At 62.5% G+C, this 24,191-nt stretch carries 30 protein-coding genes and 1 pseudogene; 9 read left to right on the forward strand and 22 right to left on the reverse strand.

Annotated features, from left to right (window positions below):
* Positions 1-286: 286 nt before the first annotated feature.
* The 14 genes from ABEA50_RS00810 to ABEA50_RS00875 form a co-directional block, all read right to left on the reverse strand.
* Positions 287-784 (reverse strand): hypothetical protein, encoded by a 498-nt coding sequence (locus ABEA50_RS00810; RefSeq protein ID WP_345493001.1) that lies wholly within the window; start codon positions 782-784, stop codon positions 287-289.
* Entirely contained in the window at positions 748-1,029 is a 282-nt protein-coding gene (locus ABEA50_RS00815) for a helix-turn-helix transcriptional regulator (RefSeq protein ID WP_345493002.1), read from the reverse strand. Before ABEA50_RS00815 ends, ABEA50_RS00810 begins: the two co-directional genes overlap by 37 nt.
* 34 nt (positions 1,030-1,063) lie before the next feature.
* A complete protein-coding gene (locus ABEA50_RS00820) occupies positions 1,064-1,852 on the reverse strand; it encodes an SDR family oxidoreductase (RefSeq protein WP_345493003.1) in 789 nt (262 codons plus the stop codon).
* Positions 1,853-1,924: 72 nt separating this feature from the next.
* Positions 1,925-2,503 (reverse strand): TetR/AcrR family transcriptional regulator, encoded by a 579-nt coding sequence (locus ABEA50_RS00825; protein WP_345493004.1) that lies wholly within the window; start codon positions 2,501-2,503, stop codon positions 1,925-1,927.
* A 94-nt stretch (positions 2,504-2,597) separates the two neighbouring features.
* Complete coding sequence (locus ABEA50_RS00830) at positions 2,598-2,783, reverse strand: hypothetical protein (RefSeq protein WP_345493005.1); 186 nt, start codon at positions 2,781-2,783, stop codon at positions 2,598-2,600.
* Positions 2,784-2,847: 64 nt separating this feature from the next.
* Complete coding sequence (locus ABEA50_RS00835) at positions 2,848-3,849, reverse strand: Rpn family recombination-promoting nuclease/putative transposase (protein WP_345493006.1); 1,002 nt, start codon at positions 3,847-3,849, stop codon at positions 2,848-2,850.
* 204 nt (positions 3,850-4,053) lie between these two features.
* Entirely contained in the window at positions 4,054-4,821 is a 768-nt protein-coding gene (locus ABEA50_RS00840; protein WP_345493007.1) for an ESX secretion-associated protein EspG, read from the reverse strand.
* On the reverse strand, positions 4,818-6,116 hold the full coding sequence (locus tag ABEA50_RS00845; RefSeq protein WP_345493008.1) for a PPE domain-containing protein: 1,299 nt from the start codon (positions 6,114-6,116) through the stop codon (positions 4,818-4,820). The genes ABEA50_RS00840 and ABEA50_RS00845 overlap by 4 nt, the downstream gene beginning before the upstream one ends.
* 2 nt (positions 6,117-6,118) lie before the next feature.
* Complete coding sequence (locus ABEA50_RS00850) at positions 6,119-6,517, reverse strand: hypothetical protein (protein ID WP_345493009.1); 399 nt, start codon at positions 6,515-6,517, stop codon at positions 6,119-6,121.
* 79 nt (positions 6,518-6,596) lie between these two features.
* Positions 6,597-7,181, reverse strand: coding sequence for a DUF3558 domain-containing protein (locus ABEA50_RS00855; protein ID WP_345493010.1), 585 nt, complete (start codon positions 7,179-7,181; stop codon positions 6,597-6,599).
* A gap of 158 nt (positions 7,182-7,339) precedes the next feature.
* Entirely contained in the window at positions 7,340-8,692 is a 1,353-nt protein-coding gene (locus tag ABEA50_RS00860; protein ID WP_345493011.1) for a hypothetical protein, read from the reverse strand.
* Between the two features lie 365 nt (positions 8,693-9,057).
* Positions 9,058-10,254, reverse strand: coding sequence for a helix-turn-helix domain-containing protein (locus ABEA50_RS00865; RefSeq protein ID WP_345493012.1), 1,197 nt, complete (start codon positions 10,252-10,254; stop codon positions 9,058-9,060).
* A gap of 278 nt (positions 10,255-10,532) precedes the next feature.
* Entirely contained in the window at positions 10,533-10,679 is a 147-nt protein-coding gene (locus ABEA50_RS00870) for a carboxymuconolactone decarboxylase family protein (RefSeq protein WP_345493013.1), read from the reverse strand.
* Positions 10,680-10,727: 48 nt separating this feature from the next.
* Positions 10,728-11,054: a carboxymuconolactone decarboxylase family protein gene (locus tag ABEA50_RS00875; RefSeq protein ID WP_345493014.1), complete on the reverse strand. Its 327-nt coding sequence runs from the start codon at positions 11,052-11,054 to the stop codon at positions 10,728-10,730.
* 614 nt (positions 11,055-11,668) lie between these two features.
* Here ABEA50_RS00875 and ABEA50_RS00880 point away from each other — a divergent pair.
* The 5 genes from ABEA50_RS00880 (at position 11,669) to ABEA50_RS00900 (ending at position 16,930) form a co-directional block, all read left to right on the forward strand.
* The gene (locus ABEA50_RS00880) at positions 11,669-12,259 is read left to right on the forward strand and encodes a hypothetical protein (RefSeq protein WP_345493015.1); all 591 of its coding nucleotides are present in this window, start codon (positions 11,669-11,671) and stop codon (positions 12,257-12,259) included.
* A gap of 14 nt (positions 12,260-12,273) precedes the next feature.
* Positions 12,274-12,447, forward strand: coding sequence for a hypothetical protein (locus ABEA50_RS00885; RefSeq protein WP_345493016.1), 174 nt, complete (start codon positions 12,274-12,276; stop codon positions 12,445-12,447).
* Positions 12,447-13,982, forward strand: coding sequence for a hypothetical protein (locus ABEA50_RS00890; RefSeq protein WP_345493017.1), 1,536 nt, complete (start codon positions 12,447-12,449; stop codon positions 13,980-13,982). Before ABEA50_RS00885 ends, ABEA50_RS00890 begins: the two co-directional genes overlap by 1 nt.
* Positions 13,983-14,248: 266 nt before the next feature.
* Positions 14,249-14,491 carry a hypothetical protein gene (locus ABEA50_RS00895; protein WP_345493018.1) on the forward strand — a complete coding sequence of 81 codons (243 nt, stop codon included), beginning with the start codon at positions 14,249-14,251 and terminating at the stop codon, positions 14,489-14,491.
* Between the two features lie 369 nt (positions 14,492-14,860).
* Positions 14,861-16,930, forward strand: a complete 2,070-nt coding sequence (locus ABEA50_RS00900) for a GmrSD restriction endonuclease domain-containing protein (protein WP_345493019.1) — start codon at positions 14,861-14,863, stop codon at positions 16,928-16,930.
* Positions 16,931-17,024: 94 nt separating this feature from the next.
* On the opposite strand, the gene ABEA50_RS00905 is transcribed toward ABEA50_RS00900, so the two are convergent.
* From ABEA50_RS00905 to ABEA50_RS00920, 4 genes are all read right to left on the reverse strand, one after another.
* Positions 17,025-17,438 (reverse strand): arsenate reductase ArsC, encoded by a 414-nt coding sequence (locus tag ABEA50_RS00905; RefSeq protein WP_345493020.1) that lies wholly within the window; start codon positions 17,436-17,438, stop codon positions 17,025-17,027.
* A 141-nt stretch (positions 17,439-17,579) separates the two neighbouring features.
* Positions 17,580-18,653: an ACR3 family arsenite efflux transporter gene (gene arsB, locus ABEA50_RS00910; RefSeq protein ID WP_345493021.1), complete on the reverse strand. Its 1,074-nt coding sequence runs from the start codon at positions 18,651-18,653 to the stop codon at positions 17,580-17,582.
* A complete protein-coding gene (locus tag ABEA50_RS00915) occupies positions 18,650-19,024 on the reverse strand; it encodes an ArsR/SmtB family transcription factor (RefSeq protein ID WP_425577496.1) in 375 nt (124 codons plus the stop codon). Before ABEA50_RS00915 ends, arsB begins: the two co-directional genes overlap by 4 nt.
* 91 nt (positions 19,025-19,115) lie before the next feature.
* Positions 19,116-19,622: an ArsI/CadI family heavy metal resistance metalloenzyme gene (locus ABEA50_RS00920; protein WP_345493022.1), complete on the reverse strand. Its 507-nt coding sequence runs from the start codon at positions 19,620-19,622 to the stop codon at positions 19,116-19,118.
* A gap of 95 nt (positions 19,623-19,717) precedes the next feature.
* Between ABEA50_RS00920 and ABEA50_RS00925 the strand changes: the two genes are divergently transcribed.
* A complete protein-coding gene (locus tag ABEA50_RS00925) occupies positions 19,718-20,077 on the forward strand; it encodes an Rv2640c family ArsR-like transcriptional regulator (protein ID WP_345493023.1) in 360 nt (119 codons plus the stop codon).
* Between the two features lie 229 nt (positions 20,078-20,306).
* On the opposite strand, the gene ABEA50_RS00930 is transcribed toward ABEA50_RS00925, so the two are convergent.
* The 3 genes from ABEA50_RS00930 to ABEA50_RS00940 form a co-directional block, all read right to left on the reverse strand.
* A complete protein-coding gene (locus ABEA50_RS00930) occupies positions 20,307-20,780 on the reverse strand; it encodes a hypothetical protein (protein WP_345493024.1) in 474 nt (157 codons plus the stop codon).
* Between the two features lie 471 nt (positions 20,781-21,251).
* On the reverse strand, positions 21,252-21,569 hold the full coding sequence (locus ABEA50_RS00935; RefSeq protein WP_345493025.1) for a hypothetical protein: 318 nt from the start codon (positions 21,567-21,569) through the stop codon (positions 21,252-21,254).
* A 21-nt stretch (positions 21,570-21,590) separates the two neighbouring features.
* Positions 21,591-21,773, reverse strand: coding sequence for a hypothetical protein (locus ABEA50_RS00940; protein WP_345493026.1), 183 nt, complete (start codon positions 21,771-21,773; stop codon positions 21,591-21,593).
* A gap of 397 nt (positions 21,774-22,170) precedes the next feature.
* Between ABEA50_RS00940 and ABEA50_RS00945 the strand changes: the two genes are divergently transcribed.
* The 3 genes and pseudogenes from ABEA50_RS00945 to ABEA50_RS00955 all read left to right on the forward strand — a co-directional run.
* The gene (locus tag ABEA50_RS00945; RefSeq protein WP_345493027.1) at positions 22,171-23,094 is read left to right on the forward strand and encodes a helix-turn-helix domain-containing protein; all 924 of its coding nucleotides are present in this window, start codon (positions 22,171-22,173) and stop codon (positions 23,092-23,094) included.
* Positions 23,091-23,300 carry a DUF397 domain-containing protein gene (locus ABEA50_RS00950; protein ID WP_345493028.1) on the forward strand — a complete coding sequence of 70 codons (210 nt, stop codon included), beginning with the start codon at positions 23,091-23,093 and terminating at the stop codon, positions 23,298-23,300. The genes ABEA50_RS00945 and ABEA50_RS00950 overlap by 4 nt, the downstream gene beginning before the upstream one ends.
* Positions 23,301-23,340: 40 nt before the next feature.
* Positions 23,341-23,493: pseudogene (locus ABEA50_RS00955) on the forward strand (DUF397 domain-containing protein); the annotation flags it as partial.
* On the opposite strand, the gene ABEA50_RS00960 reads toward ABEA50_RS00955, so the two are convergent.
* The gene (locus ABEA50_RS00960; RefSeq protein WP_345493030.1) at positions 23,494-23,685 is read right to left on the reverse strand and encodes a hypothetical protein; all 192 of its coding nucleotides are present in this window, start codon (positions 23,683-23,685) and stop codon (positions 23,494-23,496) included. It abuts the pseudogene before it with no gap.
* Positions 23,686-24,191: the final 506 nt, after the last annotated feature.

Genomic DNA, 24,191 nt, shown 5'->3' on the forward strand with positions numbered 1-24,191 from the left:
TCGAAACCGGAAACCCGGACCCCGCGTGCGCCGTGACGTCTCATGTGTCCTGGCGCAATGTCGACACCGGGGCAGCGGGCGAGGCGGATGTCACCGTCCCCGGCTACTCGGAACCGGACAAGAACGGCACGGCCGGATTCGTCCGTGAGAACTTGCCCACGGGACCCGGCCTAGTCGTGGTCCAGGTCAGTTCGAACCCGAACCCCGCCGAGGTCGAGGTGCAAGCGTACTAAGAAGCCCACGCTTCATCACGGCACGCGTGTTCCCACCGCGGCATTGTTGGGCACTAATCGAAGTGATCATCCTCCGGGATGTCCTTCGCTCTCGCCCTGCGCTGCACGAGCTTGACGGTGCCGGCCGCGACGGCCGCGCCGACGGCTCCGCCGACCACCGCGCCGAACAGGCTCTGCGGCAATGAATCCGAGGCGACCATGGGCCACAGGAACACCACCAACCATGCGACTATCAAGGGGTACGTGGTGAGGTAGGCGGTCCACCTTCGTCGCGGCGCGAAGCGTTTGAGCAACGCGCGCACGTCGATGCCTCGCCGGGCGCAGTAGCGGTACAGCAGTAGCGTTGTGAGGCTGGGAAGTACGAAGATCAGCAACGACACCGGTCTGGCGTCCAGTGCGGCGGCCACGATGGCGATCACGTAGCAGCCGTATATCGTCGCGCACAACGCGATCGTCGAGCCGCGATAGAACTCCTCGCGGGCCCGTTCGTCTCCCCACGCCGGGTCGTCGGCTGCTAGGAAGGTGTCTTCGAGTGCGGTGGTGTTGGCCACGCTGCCTCCAGTTCATCGGACCAGAAAACTTCTTCGACCGTCGCTTCCAGCGCTCGCGCGATGCGAAGGGCGAGGTAGACGCTCGGTGCGTAGTCGCCCTGCTCGATCGAAATCACGGTTTGGCGACTGACGCCAACCGTTGTCGCCAATTGCGCCTGGGTCATTCGACACTCGCGCCGTCGCGCACGTACCGGATGGTGTCCCTGATCGCCGACCACGAAGCAAATGTTAAGTATCTTTGACATTTGCTGTCAAGTGACCCGTGGCCCACACTCGGCCCTACACCGTCTTGAGCACGCCTCCGTCGATCACGTAGTCCACACCCGTGATGTTCCCCGCCGCCGACGATGCCAGGAATGTAATCAACGCCGCCGTCTCGGCCGGATCGGTCAATCGCCCCGTGGTGATACCCATTCGAGCAGGCAGGGCGGCGAGAAAGTCATCGAGTCCCAGACCCGCTTCGCGAGCCAGGTCGGCACCCATCCCGTCGGGCGCGGTCCAGTTGCGGGTGGCGGTGGGACCGGGACTGACAGTGAGGACGCGGACACCGTCGGGGCCGAGGTCTTCGGCGAGGGCTTTGCCGAGGTTGGTGAGGGCGGCTTTGGCTACGCCGTATTCGATTGGGGGGTGGGCGAATCGAGCGCCGATGGAGGAGATGTTGATGATGATGCCGCGTTGCCCGGTCAGGCTGGGGATAGCGGATCGGGTGACTCGAACGGCGCTCATCAGGTTGAGGTCGAGCGCCTCTTGCCAAGCGGCGTCGTCGATTTCGGCGAATCGTTGGCCGTGGCTGATGCCGGGACGGACGCCGCCGACGTTGTTGACAAGAATGTCGAGCGCGCCCAGTTCACCGATCGCCTGCTCGACGAGTTCCGTTGGGCCGGTGGAGCTTGCGAGGTCGGCGGTAATCGGGTGGACGTCGTCCAGCGCAGCGAGTTCCGGTGTGATGGTGCGCGCGGCGGCAGCCACTCGAACACCCTCAGCGGCCAGCGTGCGGGCAACCTCGAGCCCGATCCCCTTGCTAGCTCCGGTGATGAGTGCTGTCTTACCGGTCAGTTGTAGATCCATTGCCACATCTTTCTTGAACTATAGTTACAGTATTTACCGACATAAAAACCCAGAAAGTAGCCGAACAAGGACTCAGAGCACCCGCAACGCCGTATCCGCCAACGCATCCAACCGCGCCGGACTCGGGTCGACCCGAGCGAGCACCCGGATCCCATTGATCGTCGCCAACAGCAGCGAAGCTACAGCCGCACAATCGGTTTCGGCCCCGAACTCCTTCATCGCGACCCCTTCGGCGACGGTACTGAAGAACGCGGCATGCTGCCGATCGAACGCGCGCCGAACCAGATGCGCGACGAGCTCATCGTCCGCGGTGAGCTCGATCGCGGCATTGGTCATCAGACAACCCCGCCGATCTCGATCCCCCAGCGACGCAGCGATCACCACCCGCAGCGCCGCCCGCAGCCGCCCACGCGCGTCACCAGGCCCGTCCAACACCTCGATCAGCCGAGCGGTCTCCCGCTCGTAGTACCGCCGCAACGCACGCTCATACAACTCCCGCTTGCTGCCAAAAGCGTTGTACAGACTCCCCCGTCCGATCCCGAGCTCATCCACCAACCGCTGCGGCGTCGTGTTCGCGTACCCATGCGTCCAAAACACCTGCATCGCCTTGTCGACAGCAGCGTCGGCGTCGAACTCCTTATGCCTGGGCATGCCACTCAACGTAGCGATACTGTAACTACGAGTCAAATAAAGCTGCGCCCGAACGCGCGGCACGTGGTGCGATCCGGCACCACCACACCTACTGTCAAGAAAAGAACTGGTCGAGGCGGTCAGCGGTGAGGATGTCCGCAGTCCAGACACGCAATTGTTCGATACTGCCGATTCGAACGGCGGCGATGACTTCGGTTGGGAGCGGCCCGAACTTCAGGGTCAGCAGCTCGAGCAGCACCTCAGCGCGACCACGCGCTTCGAGGAGATCGGCAGTTGTCACGTACGCCTCCTTGAAACGGGGCCCCAGCTCGTCGATGAATGCTTCGATTTCGGCGCGGTCCGTCTTAGCCAAAGATCTGGTCGAGGTGTTGAGCGGTCAGGACGTCGGCAGTCCAACCACGCAGCTGCTCGGCATCGCCAGCCCTAACAGTGGCAACGACCCCCTCCGGGAGCGGCCCGAACTTCAGGGTCAGCAGGTCGAGCAGCGTCTCGGCGCGACCACGTGCCTCCCCGCGCGCTTCTCCCCGCGCTTCCCCACGCGCTTCTCCTCGCGCTTCGAGGCGTTCAGCAGTTGTCACGTATGCCTCCTTGGCACGGGGGCCGAACTCGTCGACGAATGCTTCGATTTCGGCGGGGTCGGTGTCGCCCACACGCATAATGTATGTGAGGGCCACGCTGAAGTCACGGGGACCGTCGGGGCCTTCCAGGATTTTTTCGATGAGGTCGCGACTGTGTTGAAGGTCGATAGTCACGTGCTTGTTGGCGGGAGCGGTCTTGATCAGGAATAGCGTGAACAGTGCCTCTGGGGTGAGGTCGCGGGTGAGGAGACGGGCGGTGTCGATGCGGTTGAGGTCGTCGAGGAGGTAGCGCAGTCGGGGTAAATAGGGTCCGGCGGCGGCGAGAGTGGTGGGGTCGAGGTCGATCAGGTCGATGATGTCCCGGGGTGCGGTCCATGTGCGGCCGGTGGGAGTGCTGTGCACCACGAGGGGGATGACCGCGGGCAGGGTTTTCGGTCTGGGTTTTTGATCGAGGTGGTGGTTCCAGACGTGGACCATGTATTCGAGGATCCGCAGTGCCATCAGTCGGTCATTGCTGCTTTGGTGTTCGATGAGCAGGCAGATGTAGGCGTCGTGGTCGTTGAGGCGGGTGCGGAACAATAGGTCGCCGTAGCGGGTGCCGAGTTCGGTGGAGATGAAGCTGGTCGACTGTAGTTCCAGTTTTTCCCAATTCACCAGTTCTGCCAGAGATTTTGGTAGCACCGTGCGCAGTTCGGAGGCTGCGTTGGCCGGACGCTGCATGACGGTGCGGAAGTAGGCGTCGTGCTTGTTGTTGGGATCGGCGGGCACGTCGGTCACATTAGGGGTGACCACTGACACAACACGCCGCAACGGGCTATTACCGCAGGTGAAAATGGGTGTGTCCGTAGCGAATGCTTCTCCGCCAGCGGCAAATTGAGCACTCGACATACCGCCGACACGATCGACGCTGAATCACATGACGTCAGAAGACCGCCGACGCTGAAGCGCGCGATGTTCGGTGCGGGATCGTCATCACCAGCGGGACGTTGTTGCGGTGTAAGTGGTTTCGATCAATCGGTGTAGTTCGCGCTGGATCTGTTCCAGGGGGCCGGGGGTGAGCGTGAACTCTTGGGCGTCGTGGTTGTGAAGCAGGTAGCGGCGGTCGGCGGGGAGGTAGTCGAGCCAATGGAAGCCGCTGCCGTCGGTGGTGGGGCGGCTGTCGATCGCGCCGCCTGCGAAGACGCCGACTTCGCCTAGGCCCGATCGGGGGCGGCGCACGATTCGGTGGAGTTGTTCGGCGTGGGATAGTCGGGTGGGGTGGCGGGCGTATTCGACTCGGTCGAGGTCGGATCGGCGGCCGGTGATCGGCGGGTATTGGCCGCCAGCACATTTCGGTAGGGCGGCGGCGATATGGCCGGGTAGTGCCGTTGGCGCGCAGCGGGTGAGTACGACGTCGCGGCCGTATTCCTGGGTGGGGCCTGGCAATTGGACCGCGACCGCAGCCGTTCGTCCGGTCATTCCCGCGTGTAGTCGGACAACGCCCGCGAAGTCACGTCCGTAGAGACCGTGCATTTCGACGCGAACCAGCGGTTCCAGCAGGACGGTGAGGGTGTGGTGCAGTTCAGGAGTCGCTATAGCGGATAGTCGTTCGCGAGCCTGCTTGCGTAGTCGCTCGTAGTCTTCGTAGGCCTCGACGCCTTCGATGTTGTAGCGCAGCGGATACGGAAGACGGTCGCGGCCGAACCCTTCCAGCGCCAATTCGAACATCAAACCGTCCATGCGCCAACTGGATTCGTTCATCCGCCGATGACTCCACCCGGTGGGAGTGCCGGTGGTTGTTCGCCGAGTAACTCCGAGCCGTGGTCGTACACCAGGTAGTCCTTGGTCTTGTGCTCGCCGTCGTCGTCGCCTTTTCCTTTGCCCGCACCGTGCGGCATCATGCCCGGCGAACCACCCATGCCCGGCTTGCCCGACATCGACGCGCCCGTACGCGCGGCGGCCGAGCTCGCGGCATTCGGTGAGCCAGGCAGGCTCTTTCCTGGCGCGGGAGCCTGGTTGGACGGGCCACCCGGCAAGCCCGGAATTCCGCCGGGGACAGAAGGATTCGTACCTGGCGTAGTGAGCGAGGGGGTCTGCGGAGTGTTTTGGGCGGTCGGCGTGGACGTGGTACTCGCCGGAGTAGTTGACGCGGCGGTGGTCGACGGATCCTGCTGATCGGTCGGAGCACCGGGGTCGATGGCGTTCGGATCGGTGGCGGCGCCGGGCTGGTTCGGGTTCGACGAATCGTTCGTACCGGGATTCGGAGCGCCCGAAGGGGTTCCCGGCGTGCCCGGCCCACTCGGACCAGGTCCGCCGGGCGGGGGTGTCACCGGAGGCGGGTTCGAGCCGTTGTCGGTGCGACTGGAGGGCTCCGGGAGGATCGGGGTCTTGCTGTCGACATCGCGCGCGCCGGGCCGGTAGTACTGCGTCATCACGAACCGCGCCTGGCTCTCCGCCTCCTGCGCGCGATGCGTCGGACCTTTGAGGACGTTCTGAAACGGCAGGCTGTCGATCACCCGGTCACCCATGGTGTAGTTGTCCGGCTTCGGCACCGACCCCTTGGCCTGACCCAAATGTCCTTCGGTCAAGTCCAATCCGTGCGCGACCATCTGGAAACTCGCGGCTAGCTGGGTGAATGTGGTGGTGAACTGACGGGTCGCGTCGATTGCCGCCGCACCGGACCGGCCATTCCAGTTCTGGGTGATGGTGTCTTCGGTGGCTTTGCCGAACTGGTCGACGGCATTGTGGGAATCGCCGGATAGTCGGCGCCAACCATCGGCGGCAATATTGATATCGCTGGCGGACACGCCTTCGAGTGCCTGGTAGATCTGCGAATGGGACATGGTCTCGAAAGGGTCCTCTGCCTTGATCGCCGGGCCGTCGAACTGGCCGTCGCCGAACTTCCCGAGGAGATCGCCCCACTCGCCGTTCACAACACCACGATCGGTGTCCCACTTGGCTTTCTCGGAATCCGAGAGGTTCTGGTCGTCTTGCTTGTTCTTGGTTGCTTCGCCCGGCGAGCCGAACACCGAACTGACCCAATCAGTCCACGCCATCGCTAATCCCCGTTACCTAGGCCCGCGAACTGACCGGCGGTCGACTGGTCGGTGTCAGTCAACTTACGTATGGCGAGTTCGTAGGTTTCTTTCATCAACTTCACGACTTCAAGGCTCTGTGAAATTCGCTTCTTAGCAGAGTCGTCACTATTGCCAGCCTTCGAAGCGAACTTGCCCCTGAGACTTTCAGCGGAGGAGAGAGAGCCGAACCCGGACAGATGCTCGAGGCGCTGTGCCTGAGGGACCAGCTCCTCCAGTGCGCTATACATACGCTCGGCGTGACCAGCCAACTGTTGGCCAGTCTCCGTATCCAATCGAAGATCGCCGCCCTCGGCCCTAGTCTTGAGACTCTTCCATCGGTCCAATATGGGCTGTATATCCCCCTGGGCGGGTTCGGCCATCGTCTTCCCTCCGAGCGACTTCTATACCAGTTCTAAAGCTAGTCCACACCGTACAAACGTTGATTACGACCTGTCCGAACTACTTCGGTAAGTACGGCTCCAAGATTTCAGCGTGTTGAACCGCGAGAGAACATGGTGGCGCCTCCGGCATCGAATCACGAGACCCATAGCGCCAATCAATAATTACCTCGAGGCTGCCCTTCGCCCAAGGTACGTTGACGTAGCAGGCCAGCTTGTCATCATCCGATTTATCCCAGTACGTCAGGCCATGTCGCGGTCCAACCGAAATGTCCTGAACTCCAGTGATCTTGTCGTTGAGCCGCGCCTCGTTTTGCGAGTACACGGTGGAGGACAGGCTCACAAAGTAGGGACCCTCAGTCGAGTTCCACTGACAGATACGCCCAGAGGTGTCGCCGGTTGCCGCGTCTGTAACCACACGTTTCGTCGCCGGGTCCGCCCCCGCAGCCCGCAACGCGTCATCCGACAACTCGGTACACGGATTCCACTGCACCGTCTGCTCCCGCGTGGGACTCCCGTTCACACTCTCCGTCTGCGCGCCCCCCTCCACCGTCGAGGAGCACCCCACCATTAACCCGACGACACCCGCAGCGGCCCCAACGGCCAGCACCGCGCCCCTTGCCGACGCCCACCTGGCGATTCCCATAACTCTCCTGACTTCGCCCAACGATCCCCCACAGACTATGACGCACCCGGCGCCCCCGCGGTTCCACTCACATTCGAGCGACCCCGAACCGGCGCCGACCAACTACCGAACCGCACACCGGAAACACGGTTCATGCTCGCCAGCGCAGGTCTACAGATTCACCGTTGGATGGCCGTGCGGTTGAGACCGTCGAGGTAGGAGCCTTGCTCCGGCAGAAACTCCACACCGTGCATCTGGATGTCGAACCGGGCAGCCGCATCACCGTCCGGAATGTCTATGGTGACGGATATCAACGGAGGCAGCGCCAGAAACGGGATGAGGAATGGAAACAACTCGGTCAATCCCCAGAGCGCACAGACGCGCTCGGCACCGTGATCATGATCTTGCGGGCAGGTCAGCCTCCAGCCACTGAACTGCGCATCGTCCACCTGCGGCAAGCGAGTCCACCGCAATGCCGGAGACGTCTCGGTCACGCATTCGCTGAACATGGCGGTCTGGTCATCGGCGGGAAATTGCAGCCACTCCTCCGGCGCCCCCAATGATTTCAGGATCTGGCGCTGTTGCCACTGTTCTCGCAAGGTGTTGTCGACCTGTTCGGACCACGAGCCGCCCGCGATGCGTTCCTCGAGGCCGATCGTTCCATCGAATCGTTCGATCACCCGTAAGGTCCGAGCACCGCAGTGAATGGTCTGGCCTGCGGTGTAACGGAATCCGTCCTGGGAGATGCGCTGTTGGATATCGTCCAGTACCCAACCAATCCAGTGCCCTGCGGCCTCGGCCGCCACCGGATCACTCACTTTGGCGACGACATCCGGCAGACCCACCAGCCTACCCGCTCCGGTCTGCCATTGTCCGGCGTCGACTTGTAGCAGTGCACCACGGACCCAAGGGATTTCGTCGGGTTCCGGGAACTGAATCAAATCACCGGAATTCAAGGCCTGACCCTGGTATGAAAACTCGGCGAAGAAGGGCATGCCCGGTGCGGACGGGGGTTGGAAGATTACGTCGGCGCCTCTCGGCAGCATCAGAAATTGCTTCGCGGCCGGCCAGGCGGCTATCACATCGGACAGGTTGACGAATGATTCTTCTTCGTGGTGGTGTTGCGTGCCGCACAGCACGCGCCACCCCGAATGCGCCGCGTTCTCGACGTCGGATTCGCGTTCCATCACAAGCACTTCGGATTCCAGCGCACAGGGTTGAACCGTGGCGACTTGGAATTCGTACACTCTGTCCTCGCTCATCGGCAGACCGACCCTGCGACAGGCGCTGATCTGTTCGAGGGTCTCCGCGAGCGCCCGATCGACCTGCTCCGCCCACTGCCCCGGCTCGGTCTGCTCTTCGATTCCGAGCATTTCGTCATCTCTGGCAACCAGCCGCACCAACCGTATACCCAGCGGAAACTCACGTCTGGGCTCCAACCAGCTGCCACCGAGCACCGCCATTTCCATAGCCCGCAGCAGGACCAGGACCGGCTCCACGCTCGTCGCGGGTAATCCGGCGATCGTGGCCACGATCTCCGCGTGCCCCTTCTCCGCGCACCGCGTTGTACGGATTCTCATCATGTGGCTCCTCACCCCGTTGTGCCGATAATCCTGTCACAGTGGCCAACTCGGCCGCAGCTGCCATTTCCGGGAACAGGCGGCAAGCCCGCGAGCGGGCGGAATATCGAGGAGAAAGTGAGCGGCACCGAGCCCGAGCCGCGCGATCGAAGTCGCACGCGACGGAGTTGCCGAGTTCATCCGAAAGCCAACCTGACAGCATTCAAGACAAACAGGATAAGACCGTCATTTCGACCAATTGTTCGCGCCGGAGATCCTGGCGGCATGCGCCGTTCGCGGATCGACTCGCGCGGTGGGTACTCGGCCGGTTCGGTGGATTACATCGGGGCCGCGCGTTTACCCAGGAGCTCCCGTACCTCTGGGATCTTCGCGTGTACGCGGACTGTTTCGGCGATGGCGTCGATGCGGTGGTTCAGCCGAGTTGAGGTGAACCCACGCATGGTCTCGAAGTTTTCGGCAAGTACGGCACATCCCCTGGCGATATCACCGGAATTGACGTGGTTCTGGGCGAGATTGATCTGCCACGCTGCTCGTTCTCGTGGCCATACCACCGAACCATCCACTGCGGCTTGCAAATTCATGGTTGCCGCGTCGTGTTCCCCCAAACGCATTTGCGCCCAACCTGTGCCGCCGATCAACTCCGACTCCGGCAAATACACCCAGTCCGGGTCATACCCACGCACCGAGTCATACGCCCGGTGCGCACGACTGATCGCCGAGTTCATCCCCGGCCGATCCCCACGCGCCCCCAACGCCTCCGCCTCCCGAATCGCCATCAGCGCACGCAATCTCGGCCCGCCGCTGCGCATGGCGGCGCGCGAGGCTGCCTGCGCGTACTGCACCGCCAACGGATTTCCGCCCGCATCGCCGGGACGACCCACCATGAGACAACTGGCATTTCCCAACGCGTGCGCCGCCGCGATGCCGTCGCCCGCCGCGTTCGCCGCATTGGCGGCGTCGGCATAGAAGCGGCGTGCGTCGTCGAAGCGACCCGCGTCGTAATGCACCCACCCGGCCGCGGTCATCATCTCGGCGGCGGCACTGGTCAGCGCACGGCCGATCTCATCGCGGAAGCGGCCACCCTCGAGCAATTGCTCCACATACCGCACCTGGTTGGCCGCGAGCTGACACAACCGGTCGCCACCCACCGACAGGTCCAATTCGTGAATCTGCTTCGCGCACTCGACAACCGCGTCGACCTCACTCGCGCCCACCCGCACGCTCGCCCCCGCACCGACCACCGACGCGGCCGTCGCCCCAACCGCACCCGCCTTGAAGAATTTGCGACGGTCCACCTCAGCCTCCTGGTCCGACTCCACCACCAGTATGGCAAGCGGCACCCGTAACGCGCGGGCCACCAGACGTAATACCCGCACATCGTGCGATGCGGGTCCACCACGTTCGAGCCCCGAGACCGCGGGCTGCGAGAAATTGATCAACGCACCCAACTCGGTCTGCGTCATCCCGGTGGACTTCCTGACCCGCCGAATCACCGCACCGGTGGTCATGTACATGCCGAAACCCCCTGTCAGTTGCCGAATCCCGACGATCCTGCCGTGGAAAAGCACGGTGCACAGCGGATATACGCCAATTCGTATATCGAGATCGGCCCGCGCCATTCGCTCACACGCCTGCCGTGCTCTGTCACCCTGCGGTGGAGTCGCGCATCCAGACACGGAATAACTCGAGAGTCGGCAATCTCAAATTTTGCATCATCCCCCGAAGTTCCGGCCTCGATAGGCTGGCGCTCGTGAAGCGGCCCGACCCGAAGTTCCGTTACCGGCGCAGCAACTCAAACCTCCTCGTACACGGCGACGACTGACTCGACCACGGCCATGGCGCTGGGCCAGCCGCGCAAGAAGCCGAGGTGGGTGATCGTCTCGGACACCTCCGCCGGGGGCACGCCAGAGCAGCTGGTGAGCAGCAGCGTGACCGCCACGGCGGTACCCGGCAGCGTCCTGCGGATGGTTTGGTCATGATCATTTCTTCAGTCGTCGAAGACCTGTTTGGCGACGGTCATGGCCCTCATGCCGTTGGGCCAGCCGGTGTAGAAAGCGAACTGGGTGATCGCTTCCTTCAGCTCGGTCTCGGTGACGCCGTTCTGTCCGGCATAGTCGAGATGGAAGGCGAGCTGGTCGCTTTGCCCATCGCCGTGAGCGCGGGACAGTGATCCGGCTGCGATCCCGTTTGGACAGGCCCTCGCGTCCCCAGACCTCGTCGAACAGGACCTTGTCGGTGAGTAGGCCAGGCCGGGGGCGAAGTCGCCGAACGCGCGATGCCCTCCGGTCCAACCGGTGCTGTGTTCTTGAATCATGTTTCGTCATTTCATCGCGGACATTCGAGGTCAGGTCAGGTTCAGGGTGTAAAAGGCTGTGAGCTTGCCGAAGGGGATGAGTTCGGTGCGGTCGTATGTCGACGTGGCCGGCACCGGGCACGATCACGTGTTCATGGTGGTGCTCCTGGTACGGGATCTGGTGATCAGATGGTTCCCCGGATCGATGGTCCGATTCCAGATGCGGTCGATAAAGTCGGGCAGGAACCGCCGGGTCAGCGGACGGTGTAGCCGTCGTCGACGGGCAGTGCCACGCCGACACCACCCTGGCCGGGCTTTCGGTCGACTACTACACCCAGATCGAACGCGGCAAGGTCAACGCCGTCTCCGTCGACGAATGAGAATCGAGTCCGGTAACACCGGCTCGGACCAGGCCACCGCAATACATCGAATCGCTGCTGCTGCGTTGGTCTCTCGCCGGACGGAGCATCCCAGTCCTCAGCCTCCTGTTCTCTGCAGTCTGTGCGGGAACGAAATCTCGTGGCTAACAAGCGCATGTCCGCTTCCGATTACATCAAGTCTCACCTGCATTCCGCTGGTCGGACCACGCTGCCAGCCCTCAAACCGGGGAGCAGCTGCCCGAACGGAGAAACCAAATGCTCGGCTTCGCCATAGTCGACAGACAACCGACTGCTGACGCCACCGCTCTATGGCTGACCAGTCGTACCGACACCACCTTCGTCCGTAACACGAACGCTGTGGTGATCTCGCACAACGACCCTGACTATGAACAGAGAGTCCGATCACTGACCACCGATCACTGCGTCGTCCTCACCAACGGCACCGAACCGCCACTGCGCTTCGCGCACGCCGTCCAGGCCGATGTCTTCGATGAACTGATCGAATTGACGGCCACCCATCAGAAGCGCATCAGCCAGGCGGTCGAGGACTACTCCCACCGCAAGCGGGCGAAGCTGGTCTCGCCGGTCTTCCGGCCTGTTCCCGAGCTTGCGGCCCCCGAGTGCGACGAGCCTCGATTTCGCGCACTCTCGCTCGCCAATTACATCGGAGAGGTATGGGCGGCGTGGCTGTTCACTGACGAGCAACGCCGCCGCCGAACGGTCACACCGAAGACTGGGGAATCGCCCTGGATCATGCCGGAGGAGCTGAACGATCCGGCCGTCGCGACCTTCCCGACGGAGTTCGTGGATCGCGTACGGCCGGAACCGCCGACAAGGCGAAAGTAGTTCGGGGACATCCAGTGACGGCCACAAACAACGCGAAAATCGTTCTGACCGAGGAATTCACCGATGCGTTGACCCGATTGCACCGCGGCGACAGCATCTTCCTGACTGGTAGGGCAGGAACCGGAAAGTCGACGCTCGTCCGTGAGTTCCTCGCGACCGACGAAATCGAGAGCAGCTGGACCAGCTGATGCACCCCGAACTGCGTTGCCGCGCGACGGAGCGCGGTGAGCTGGAGGGATTTTCCCGACCGACAGAGGCGGAACTCGTATACAAGGTCGGCGCGCAAGTCATGCTCCTGACCAACGATCCGATGGACAGATGGGTGAACGGCACGATCGGGCAAGTCATCTCGCAACGAATGGACGGATCCGAACCTGTTGTCACCGTTGCACTTCCATCCGGCGCAGTGGCGGATGTACACCCATATACGTGGGAAATCACGCAGCCGATCGTCGAAACAGGTCGGCTACGAAACGAAGTGGTCGGCACCTTCACTCAGTTGCCGTTCCGACTCGCATGGGCGATCACCATCCACAAGAGTCAAGGTCAAACATTGAGTCGGCTCGTCATCGACCTCACCGGCGGAACCTTCGCCGATGGGCAGCTGTACGTCGCACTCAGCCGTTCCACATCAATGGACGGGTTGGTCTTGCGGCGCCAGGTTGTCGTCAAAGACCTGAAAACCGATATGCGCGTGCGGAGATTCCTCGAGCGGGGCATAAAGCCGTCGAATACCCGCGGCAGGGTCTACCTCGGCGTTTGTACCGTCGGGTCGGAAAAATTGCGGGTCAGGCCGCGACCGATCGAGATCGCGCTCATCACCGATGACGGCACCGAAATCAGCACCCTCGTCAACCCTGGACGTGACTTGCAGGATGCGCGAAACACTTACGGAATCACCGCTTCCGACATCCAGTTCGCGCCGAACTTGCGCATCGCCTGGGCGGCTCTCGCTCCATATCTGGAAGGACGGACGCCAGTCGGCGTCGACATCGACAGGCAGCTCGGCTATTTCGACACCGAACTCAAGCGCCACGATTGGTCCATCGCCATGCCCATCGGCAGCGGGCCGACGCTTGCCGATCTATCACTGGCGGATCAGGTGCTCCTCGATGCACCCAGTGCACTGGAACGCGCCCGCGCGGCCCGCGATCTCACCGCACGCCAACAGGTGCAAGCGAACGGCGGCACCTTTCTGTCTGCGGAATCCGGCACCGGCTATTTGTATCGCCGTGGCGAGGGTCCGAACTGTTTCCAGGTCGGCGGTATTCTCCCCGCCGACCGAACCCCTGAACACATTCTGGCCGAACACCTCCGCGACACGATCGGCAAGATCAAGCTCGACACCCACGTTCTAGCACGAATCCGGGAACTCGAACAGGCCCTCGGTCTGCCCATCCACCCTGATGCGACCAGCACAGACTCCCCTGTCATCACCGCTGTTCTGATTCCCGGCGCCCGCGTCTGCTTCACCGGAGCAGTCACCGACGACACCGGCAGCACATGGACCCGCGAGGATATGAAGGACCTCGCCGAAAAGTGCCGACTCGAACCAGTAGACAGCGTCACCAAGCGGAAGTGCGACGCCTTGGTCGCTGCGGAAGCCGCGACGCAATCAGGTAAGGGAAAGCTGGCGGTGCGGTACGGCACGCCGATCTTCACCGCGCAAGAATTTCTTGCGTGGGCCGACGGCGCAATGGGCGGGGGGAAACCATCCGTCTGACGTCGACACCGACCAATCCCGCTCCGTGCCAACCGAACTGCGACTCCGACTCCACGTTCCACTGTCCCCGAGACGATCTGACAAATTGCGCGCTGCTGTCCAGCAACATTCTGCCGGATCGGTATTGATCAACACCCCGCCCCTCATCGCGAGCTGACGGTGGCCGGAATCTAGCTTTTCGGTAGGTCTGGGCTGCGATCTGGACGCCGTGCTCGGTAAGCACGCGACAGATCGACTCGACGCCGTGGACCTGGCGGTACAGATCGATGAATCCAACGATCAACGGCGTCCTCGGTGGGGTCTTCCACACCTTGCGCGCAGGCGCCAACCCCATCGAACTCGATGACGCCACCGACTTCTTCAAACGCCTCGACCCGCATATGTCGTCGCCGGTTTCGGAGATCAGCATCTGGCTGACCAGCGATGCGAATGCCGACTTCGAGCCGAACGCCGCAGCGCCGATCATGCGAACCCAGAACATCATTCAGAAGGCACCGAACGGACTGTAGATCAGCGCACTCACTGTCGATCCCGGACGGAACAGGCATCCTCGCAACAGATTACGGATTCACCCAAATCAGCGGTCAACGCGCCGCAAGCGGAATAAGCTGCTCACAGCGCACATGCTGGTAGCCGCACAGGCTCGGGGCGGGCAATGTGGCACCCGGTTGCGGGCCGTGAAAGTAGAAGGGGGGCACTGAATTCAGCCATGAACCGACATATTCGACTGTCCACTGGAGACTCAACCCGCTGGTCAGCGGTCGATGTCGGCATAACGTACGTTCCGACCAAGTTGATGTCCGAGTGGGGCGTCCCCACACCATTTTCCGGCCGTCGGCGTTGTCCACGGCCGCTCTCTCGTCGAGGAGATAACAACTGTGGTCGCAGCACAGGAAACGAGTCTGCAAAAAATTCTTGAGGGCACCTCGCAATACCTCGTCCCGCTATATCAGCGCCCGTACCAGTGGGGATCGGACAACCTCGAGGAACTGTGGCGCGATGTCACGCAGCTCGCTGAGGATCGTGCCGAGGATGTCGAGACAACTCATTTCATCGGTTCAGTTGTGCTGGCGCCGGTCCATGGAAGCGTGGCGGGCTCGATCACCCGGTATCTCGTCGTCGACGGGCAGCAGCGTCTCACCACACTGACCCTGTTGCTGGCCGCGATCCGCGACCACCTCCACGAGATCGACAACGCCACACGCGACACCGACCGCATTCACAATCAGCTACTCACCAATCAGTACGAGGACGACCCGCACCGGCTGAAACTGCTACCCACGCAGGCGGACCGAGAGGCTTATGCCGCGGTGATCGATGGCCTGCCGACCGCAGGCGGTGACGACAATATCGGGGCTGCTTACCGATTCTTCCGAGCTCGATTGGCCGAACCTGTAGACCCCGAACTCGGCTACGGCGCCGTACAGGTCGCGCAGGCGGTGACGTCGGGCCTATCGGTGGTCTCGATCAGCACTCATCCCGGCGATAATGTCCACCGAATCTTTCAGTCCCTCAACAACACCGGACTCAAGCTGACCCAGGGCGACCTGCTACGCAACTATCTGTTCATGCGGATGCCAACCCGGAGCGAAGTGGTATATCGCACGCTGTGGCGGCCGCTGCAGGACGCGCTCGAGAATAACGATCGCCTCGAAACGCTGTTCTGGCTGGATCTGTTACAGACAACGGCGAAGGTCAAACAGACTCAGACGTTCGCAGGACAACAGAACAGGCTGGACCGCTTCGCTCACGAGGACGAGATTGTCGCCGAAATCGAGCGGATCGCCGCACTGGGCCAGCTCTATCGGCTGATGCTCCGACCGGACGAGGAGACCGACCCGGCGGTCCGGGAACGCCTGACGCGACTCGCCGAGTGGGGCTCCACCGCCCCGGCGCCACTGGTTCTGCATTTATTAGTCGTACGTGACCGAGGTGACGCTACCTCCGGCCAAGTAGCCCGGGCGCTGCTCTACATCGAATCGCTGCTGGTACGCCGGTTTCTCGTCGGTCGGGCAACCCAGGGTCTCAATCGACTGTTCCCCGCGGCTGTCCAGGAACTCGATACGTCTCTTCCCGTTGATGAGGCACTCCATCGGTATTTGTCGGCGGGGCGCAAGCATTACGCATCGAATGAGAAACTCACAGAGGCGATACTCGTCTCACCCCTCTACACCACCGGGCGGGCGACACAACGTAAGACGATGTTGACCTGGATCGAGCAGCTGTTCAATTCCAAGGAGCAGGTCGTCCCGACAACGCTGACGGTCGAGCATGTGATGCCCCAAACCCTCTCCTCCCAGTGGCGTAGCGAGCTGGGCGCCATATACGGACCCGACCGAGTCGATGAATTGCATGACGGCCAGGTCCACACGCTGGGCAATCTCACACTCACCGGGTACAACGAGAACTTGGGAAACCTCAACTTCGACCGTAAGCGAAATATGCTGCGGGCAAGCAGTATTCGCATGAACCAAGCGATCGCGACGCATTCGGAGTGGGGGCCGAAACAGATTGAACAGCGCGGGAGGGAACTCGCCCAGTTGATCATCCGGGCATGGCCAGGCCCAGATGCTGGTATTACCGTGAACATCGACGACAACCCACTGTGGGAGTCGATGGACCGACTGCTCACGCTATTACCAGCAGGACACTGGACGACCTACGGTGACCTTGCCAAGGTGTTGGGAACTGCCGCCCAACCGCTGGGAAATCGGTTGGCAACCGTGCCCGCACCGAACGCCCATCGAGTCCTCACATCACAAGGCGAAGTGTCCCCTTCGTTTCGGTGGATCGAACCCGACCGGACCGACAATCCCAAGCAGATCCTGGAACAGGAAGGTCTGCGCTTCTCTACCGGAGGACGCGCAGCACCCTCACTGCGCATTTCGCTGAAGCACCTACAAGAACTGCGACAGGCGGCCGAATATGACCCCGAAGCGGAACGGTGAGCGCAGCGGCGAGCCAACCGGACTCGCTGCCGCGGCCGGACTGCCAGACTCAACCCCTAGGAGCACTAGCCCTTTCTTCGACGCATAGTCGAACTCACGGCGCCGACGGTAGGCTCAGTTCCGCGAGCAGGTCGCGGACATGCTGTTCGATCCGGTCGCGGATGGGGCGTACGGCGTCGACGCCTTGCCCGGCGGGGTCGTCGAGTTGCCAATCCAGGTAACGCTTTCCGGGGAAGAACGGACAAGTGTCGCCGCAGCCCATGGTGATCACCACGTCGGAGTCTTGGACCGCGTCTACGGTGAGCACCTTGGGGATTTCGGTGGAGATGTCGATGCCTATCTCGGCCATGGCTTGCACGGCAGCGGGGTTGACCTCGGCGGCGGGTTCGGAACCGGCGGAGCGGACTTCGACCCGGTCTGCGGCGAGATGGGTCAGGAACGCGGCGGCCATTTGGGAGCGTCCAGCATTGTGGACGCACACGAACAGCACACTGGGGGTGGAAGCCATAGCGGGCGTTGGCCTTTCAATCGGCGGCGAGGAGAGTGAGTCCGGAAGGCAGGGCCGTCACGAGTCGAGCACAAGGCGCCAAGGAGACCAAGTACGCGTCGCCCCGCACCTGGTCACAATGACGTCGGTGGCTCACGGTGCTCATTGGATAGTGTTGCGGGAGAATCGGTTTCGTAGAGCGAGGGAGACGTAGACCAAACCCACCAGGACGGGAACCTCGATGAGGGGGCCGACCACGCCCGCTAGAGCTTGACCGGAGGTAACACCATAGGTCGCGATCGCCACGGCGATAGCTAGTTCGAAGTTGTTGCCCGCAGCGGTGAACGCCAACGTGGTGGTGCGTTCGTACCCCAACCCGATCGCGCGCCCATACAGGTAGCCGCCGCCCCACATGATCGCGAAGTACGCCAGCAGCGGGACCGCGATCCGCACCACATCCACAGGGCGCGAGGTGATTTGGTCGCCTTGCAGCGCGAACAGGATCACAATCGTGAACAGCAGCCCGTACAACGCCCAGGGGCCGATATGCGGGAGAAACGTCGACTCGTACCAGTCCCTGCCCTTGGATTTCTCACCGAACCGGCGGGTGAGGAAACCCGCGACCAACGGGATGCCCAGGAAGATCAGCACCGATTTCGCGATCTGCCACGGTGAGGTGTGAATCGTGGTCTGCGCCAGGTGCAGCCAGCCGGGTAGCACCGACAGATAGAACCAGCCCAGCACGGCGAACATGACGACCTGGAAGACCGAATTCAACGCCACCAGAACGGCGGCGGCTTCACGGTCGCCGCAGGCCAGATCGTTCCAGATGATCACCATCGCGATGCAGCGGGCCAGGCCGACGATGATCAGACCGGTCCGGTATTCGGGCAGGTCCGGTAACAGCAGCCAGGCCAGCGCGAACATCAGCGCAGGCCCGACCAGCCAGTTCAGCACCAACGAGCCGACCAGTAGGCGGCGGTCGCCGGTCACCGAATCGAGGCGGTCGTAGCGAACCTTGGCCAGCACCGGGTACATCATGATCAGCAATCCGATCGCGATGGGCAGCGAGATTCCGTCCACCTGCACCGTGGACAGTGCGTCACCGAGGCCGGGAACGAGTCGGCCCAGCAGCAGTCCGGCAGCCATGGCCACACCGATCCAGACCGGCAGGAACCGGTCGAGCGTGGACAGTTTGCCCACCACCGCGGGAGGTTCGGTCCTGGTGGTGGTCATGCGGGTTTTTCCGTTCCTGCGTGGTCGCCCAGTACCTGCGACAGATGGGTAAGGGTGTCGGGGACTATGCGGTAGTACACCCAGGAGCCACGGCGTTCACTGGTGACCAACCCGGCCTCGCGCAGCACTTTTAGGTGATGCGAGATCGTCGGCTGGGTGACATCCAGGCCGTCGGAGACCTCGCAGACGCACGCCTCCTGCCCGGCGCGCGCGGCGATCGCCGAGAGCACCCGTAGCCGCACCGGGTCGGCCAGGGCCTTGAACATCACCGCCAGTTCTGCGGCGTTGTCGGCACCTAGGACCGGTCGCAGTTGCGGTGTGGGCTCACACGGCGGTCCCGCCGCACCTCCCGGTGCTCCCAGATTAGACATGTGTCGATATTGATCGATATCGATACCGGAGGGCAAGCGATTCCTGGGTGAACACGCTCACCGTCAGGGGTCAGCGATCAGGGACGGGCGCTCAACAGCAACGCGTACCCGAGGCAACCGACTCAGCGTCGGCGACGGTTCCGCAGCAAGCGCTCTCCCCTGACTGAGTGCCGCAGCACGCCTGCACTGCCTCAGCATCGTCGGCGGCGAATTCCGGTGCCACACCGAAGTTCTCGGTGTCAGACAGCACGGTGTAGACCTCCCAACGCTCCGAATTCGGGCCGGTGACCCACACCTTGTCTTGCGTCGCGAAACAACACGTCGTCGCGATCTGCTCGTCGGTGAACAGCCCCGCCTCCGACAGACGGGCGATCTCACCGTGAACCTGCGCGGAAGTCTCAACCTCGACGCCGAGATGATTGATCGAGCCACCCTGGCCCGCGTTCTCGAGCAGCACCAGCTTCAACGGTGGCTCGGCGATCGCGAAGTTGGCGTAGCCCGGCTTGCGCTTGGCCGGGGTGGTGTTGAACAACGTCGAGTAGAACGTGATTGCCTGCTCGAGGTCGTCGACATTGAGCGCGAGTTGCACACGGGACATGAGAACCTCCACGGTTAGACATATGTCGAAAAGGTGAACGAGGCCGAGTGTGCCACCTTTTCGACATATGTCAATATCATGAGTAGTGTGGGTTCATGCCCAAGACGTTGCCCGTGATCGACATGTCAGCGCCGGTCTGCTGCGCACCGGTAGCCGCGGGCCCGGTCGACGACATCGCCGCACTGGAAGTCGCCCTCCGCCTCAAAGCCCTCGCCGACCCCGTCCGGGTAAAACTGATGTCCCTACTGTTGGCCAACCCCGAGACCGGCGAAAACGGCGGCGAGTTGGCCAGCGCGGTCGGACTGTCGGAATCCACGGTCAGCCATCACCTCGGCCAACTCCGCAAAGCCGGACTCGTGGACTCCGAACGCCTCGGCATGAACGTCGTCCACCACGCCAAACGCGACGCCCTCTCCGCACTCTGCGTCGTCCTGGACCCCAACTGCTGCCGCTGAAAGAATTCCCTGTCCTGTCGAACTACGACGGATTTACACACGGACCGTGGAGTCGCGGACTTTTTCTCGAACATTGTGTGGCGCACCATAGTTCGAACCTTTCACCTCCGCGCCGCGCACTACGCGGGCGCGGCAGTGCAGCCGCCACGCACCTACGACTCGACGCCGCTGGACCGGGGCCCGTACTTCCAGCCCCTCGCCGCGACCGCCGACAGGTTCATCGTTCGCCTTAGTACCGCAACTGCTTTCCGGCGTCGAGCCAGCGGCCGGTAGCCGGGAGCACGGTGGCCGATAGCGTTGCGGCGCAGAGCGCGAATACCGCGAGCACTTCGATGAGTGACGACGGGCCGAAGGTGCGGAATCCGATGGCTGCCGCCGCTACCGACGCGACGATGATCAGGACGCGGCCCGCAGCTTTGCGTTTGAACAGTAGCCACGCGCCGAGTAAATAGAGCACCCCGGTCATTCCGACCAGAGCAGAGATCAAGCCGAATACCAGGATGTTCAGCGAACTGACGTCTGGCAAGCCGCTGTGGTGCTCGGATTTCGCGGCGTCTCTCGCGACGGCCAGCGACACCACGGCGGCGATTTCCGCGAGGACGCCAGCGATCCCCGCCAGCGCGACAGCGACCATCGCGGCCATCCTGCTCGGCGCTGGCGTTCCGTGAGCCGGAATCCTTTGCGCACCAGCGAAATCACGCACATCACCCTCCCCCGCTACCACTCAACCACACCGCCCGCGCTCTAGCGAGCAGACAGTGTCACCGAAAAATTATCCCCGATGATGAGCAAAGCGGCGCGACGAGTGGGGGATCGATCAGGGAATCGCTAACTCGGTTGCCTGGTTACCCTCTTCACTGATGGGCGGGTTGACACCCCAGCAGCTGTTGGGCTGCCCGGAGAGCGCGCTGAACCAGCCCAAGAAGCAACCGATGCTGGAGGAACTCCCCGAAGCGACTTCCGTGGTCTCGGCTTGCGCCAAGGGTGCTTGGATGAAGAGGGCAGCGACACACAGCGCTCCGGCCGCAGCGATTTTGACACCGATCATGCGCTCATCCTCACATCACCTACCGCGTACGTAAATCCCGCCGAGTGCCCCCAAAACCATTGCCCACCTTCTCTTTGTCGTCCCCTGGCGCAGGTTGCTGGTGGCATCATCCCGGACAAATCGTGGTCAGTCGGCCGGTGTGGTGTGGGCTCGGATCGTGGCGTCGATGAAGTGGTCGAGTTCGGTGACTTCCCCAGCGAGGGTGAGTGGGTCGTTGGTGGGGTCGAGGAGTGTGGAGTTCAGCAGCGAAGGTGGGTTGACTCCGATTCGATTGAAAGCGCTGTCCAACAGGGCAAATAGGACCCTGGCGTATATGTCGGCGCGCGGCAAGAGCAGTTGGCAGCCTGCGGCTTCGGCGCGGTTCAGGCGATTGTCGATGGTGGTGATGAGTTCGGCGATCAGCGCGGTATCGCTGTCCTCGCGGTCGCTTTCGCTGAGAAACATGTTGTGCGCTAACTCCTCTCGTCATGGATACAGGTAGAGGCGCTCGTTCGGCAGTCGGGGCAAACCGTCCGGATCGCCGGGGACGACGGTGACGTGGCGGTGGCACTCATAGATGCGCCATTCCTTGACGAATCGAAAAGCCGCGGTGCGGCAGGCGGCGTAGTCCAGCCGCACACCGGGGGCGAGCACCACGGTCAGATGCACATCCGGCTCATGTGGACACGGCGACACCGCATCTACGACCACCGCCCGCTCGCTGCGTCGCGGTGCACGGGCGAACCATCAGCGCGCATGCATACCTGCGGGGGTATCACGATCATTTCTTCGTCAACATTCTCGCGCTTCCGGTTCGTTGGTCGACCCGATGGCCGGGGCTACACAAGCCACCACGCGCCTCGCTCCATGCGATCTCGGCGGTGTCCCGGACCGGCCCACACCCGCTCCGCGATCAGCCTGTGCGACTGACCAATCCGAGGTTTCCCGGCCATCGGGGTGCGCCCAGTAGACACCCAAAACCGCGCGAATAGACTGTCCTACAAGGACTTTCCATCAATTCAGCTGGACGTCCAGGGTGGGACGGTCCAGTATCGGCCGGTTCTAGGTGGGCCGCATCGACGAAATGCGAGGTCAGGCTATGGCAGGTGGGTCCACTCTTCCTCGACGCGCGCTCGGTCGGCGTTTGCGTGAGCTTCGAGCCGAAGCCAAGAAGAGTCAGTTGGCGGCGGGGTTGGCGATCGAGGTTTCCAAGCAAGGGATCGGGCGGATGGAGGACGGGCAGGTCGTGCGGATCAGCACGGCGCAGTATCGCGATCTATTGGAGTTCTACGGGGCCGATGAGGAGTCCAAAGCTGAAGTGCTGGGGCTGTATCAGGAGGTGAAGGCGGCCAAGGGTGACCCGTCCAGCGGGTGGTGGCGTGCGTACTCGGATGTGGTGAATCCGCACTTCGATCACTTTATGAGTCTCGAGCAAGCGTGTTCTCGAATGACAGCGTTCCAGCTCACGCTACTGCCCGGCTTGCTCCAAACCCCGGACTATCGCAGATGGATCATGAAGACCACCGATTCAGCCATGTCACCTGTGGATGCGGAACGGCAGCTGGAATTGAACGCGCGTCGGCAACGCCGACTGGCAGAAGACTCGAGCTTCTCGCTGGAAGTCCTGTTGTCGGAATCAGCGCTGCGACATCAAGTCGGTGGGCCTGGTGTGCTGCGCGAGCAGTTGCACAACCTCACGGAAGTCGGGAACCTGCCGAACGCCTCCATACGAGTGATCCCGTTCTCAGCCGGAGGACATTCCGGTTTGGTAGTCCAGTCATTCACACTTTTCACGTTTCCGGCGCTGCACGAAGCCCGTCCCCCTGAACCACCCGTCGCCTTCGTAGAAGGGTTCACCGGCGCACTGTTCCTCGAGGAAGTGCATGTGATCCAACGGCACAGAGCAGCTGTAGAGGACCTTCGCCAGGTAGCTTTGGATGAAGATGCCAGCAGGGATCTGATGCGTGAAATTTCGAAGGAGTACGCGTGACCAGGGACTTGTCTGAACCGAACTGGTTCAAAAGCAGTTACAGCCAGTCGGGCGGGGACTGCGTCGAGGTCGCACACCTACCCGAGGACACAGTCGGCGTCCGCGACTCCAAAAACCCAACCGGCCCAGCACTTTCCTTCACACCGACCGCGTGGGACGCATTCACCACCCACATCCAGCGCGGCCACTTCAACCCGCCCACGTAAGGGGCTTCCATGAGCGGGGCACTCGTCTCACTGGTTCAAAAGCAGCTACAGCCAGTCGGGCGGGGATTGCACCGAGGTCGCACACCTACCCGAAAATACGGTCGGTGTGCGCGACTCCAAGGACCCGCTTAGCCCGAAACTCACCTTCACTCCCGCAGAATGGGACGCCTCTCACCACAGGCATCCGGCGTAGTCACACTGTCTCCTCAGCCCACCGCTCGAGCAGACCGATGAACGCCTCCGCCTCGGCGGGGTCCGTGCCGTACAGGCGAGCAATGTAGGTGAGTGCCGGGATCAGCCCCCGAAAACCGTCCGGCCCCATGAGCACCGCTTTCATGAGGTCGAAGGACTGGGAGCGCTCATCTTTCCGAGATGCGGCACTCAACGGCATGCAAATTGGTTGCGGGCTCCTACTGGGGCGCCGGTGCGAGCTCCTCGGGTGCCTGGCGGGAGAAATTCGCGGACGGCGAACTCGCTGAAGTTCTCGGCACGTCGCGACTGACCTCGATGCCCCGCAGTAGGTCCGAAACCTGTCTGACTCGCAGGTTGCGAGCCGGGATAGCGGAAAATCGGCTAGGGCGAGATCTTAGGAAGGCTGTGCGGGCACGCGATCGGCACGCCGCAGCGCGAGACGAGTCAATTTAGCTAAGCGAAGCATGATTGACGACGCATTGCCGCACTTCTAATGTTGTGGTTGTCGGGAGTGGTCGGGCACTCCCCCGCACGGTCGTAAAACACTGTGTCCCATCAGATTTCCCATACTTCGGCCAACGGCCGACCATTCGCGTACGCCCATGTCCGGGTGTGCTCAGCAGCATTCCTAGGGGAGGACCACAGGGGAGACACAACTACAGATTGGGAGCGGCCTCGCCCGTTCCGCGCGCCCGCAGG

Source organism: Nocardia callitridis, assembly GCF_039543305.1.
Lineage (GTDB): Bacteria > Actinomycetota > Actinomycetes > Mycobacteriales > Mycobacteriaceae > Nocardia > Nocardia callitridis.

Excerpts from the sequence above, each read along its gene's own strand:
- ABEA50_RS00815 (WP_345493002.1), bottom strand. The coding sequence starts at position 1,029 with ATGTCAAAGATACTTAACATTTGCTTCGTGGTCGGCGATCAGGGACAC.
- ABEA50_RS00820 (WP_345493003.1), bottom strand. The coding sequence starts at position 1,852 with ATGGATCTACAACTGACCGGTAAGACAGCACTCATCACCGGAGCTAGC.
- ABEA50_RS00825 (WP_345493004.1), bottom strand. The coding sequence starts at position 2,503 with ATGCCCAGGCATAAGGAGTTCGACGCCGACGCTGCTGTCGACAAGGCG.
- ABEA50_RS00840 (WP_345493007.1), bottom strand. The coding sequence starts at position 4,821 with ATGAACGAATCCAGTTGGCGCATGGACGGTTTGATGTTCGAATTGGCG.
- ABEA50_RS00845 (WP_345493008.1), bottom strand. The coding sequence starts at position 6,116 with ATGGCGTGGACTGATTGGGTCAGTTCGGTGTTCGGCTCGCCGGGCGAA.
- ABEA50_RS00850 (WP_345493009.1), bottom strand. The coding sequence starts at position 6,517 with ATGGCCGAACCCGCCCAGGGGGATATACAGCCCATATTGGACCGATGG.
- ABEA50_RS00855 (WP_345493010.1), bottom strand. The coding sequence starts at position 7,181 with ATGGGAATCGCCAGGTGGGCGTCGGCAAGGGGCGCGGTGCTGGCCGTT.
- ABEA50_RS00865 (WP_345493012.1), bottom strand. The coding sequence starts at position 10,254 with ATGTACATGACCACCGGTGCGGTGATTCGGCGGGTCAGGAAGTCCACC.
- ABEA50_RS00875 (WP_345493014.1), bottom strand. The coding sequence starts at position 11,054 with ATGATTCAAGAACACAGCACCGGTTGGACCGGAGGGCATCGCGCGTTC.
- ABEA50_RS00880 (WP_345493015.1), top strand. The coding sequence starts at position 11,669 with ATGCTCGGCTTCGCCATAGTCGACAGACAACCGACTGCTGACGCCACC.
- ABEA50_RS00890 (WP_345493017.1), top strand. The coding sequence starts at position 12,447 with ATGCACCCCGAACTGCGTTGCCGCGCGACGGAGCGCGGTGAGCTGGAG.
- ABEA50_RS00895 (WP_345493018.1), top strand. The coding sequence starts at position 14,249 with ATGAATCCAACGATCAACGGCGTCCTCGGTGGGGTCTTCCACACCTTG.
- ABEA50_RS00905 (WP_345493020.1), bottom strand. The coding sequence starts at position 17,438 with ATGGCTTCCACCCCCAGTGTGCTGTTCGTGTGCGTCCACAATGCTGGA.
- arsB (WP_345493021.1), bottom strand. The coding sequence starts at position 18,653 with ATGACCACCACCAGGACCGAACCTCCCGCGGTGGTGGGCAAACTGTCC.
- ABEA50_RS00915 (WP_425577496.1), bottom strand. The coding sequence starts at position 19,024 with ATGTCTAATCTGGGAGCACCGGGAGGTGCGGCGGGACCGCCGTGTGAG.
- ABEA50_RS00920 (WP_345493022.1), bottom strand. The coding sequence starts at position 19,622 with ATGTCCCGTGTGCAACTCGCGCTCAATGTCGACGACCTCGAGCAGGCA.
- ABEA50_RS00925 (WP_345493023.1), top strand. The coding sequence starts at position 19,718 with ATGCCCAAGACGTTGCCCGTGATCGACATGTCAGCGCCGGTCTGCTGC.
- ABEA50_RS00935 (WP_345493025.1), bottom strand. The coding sequence starts at position 21,569 with ATGTTTCTCAGCGAAAGCGACCGCGAGGACAGCGATACCGCGCTGATC.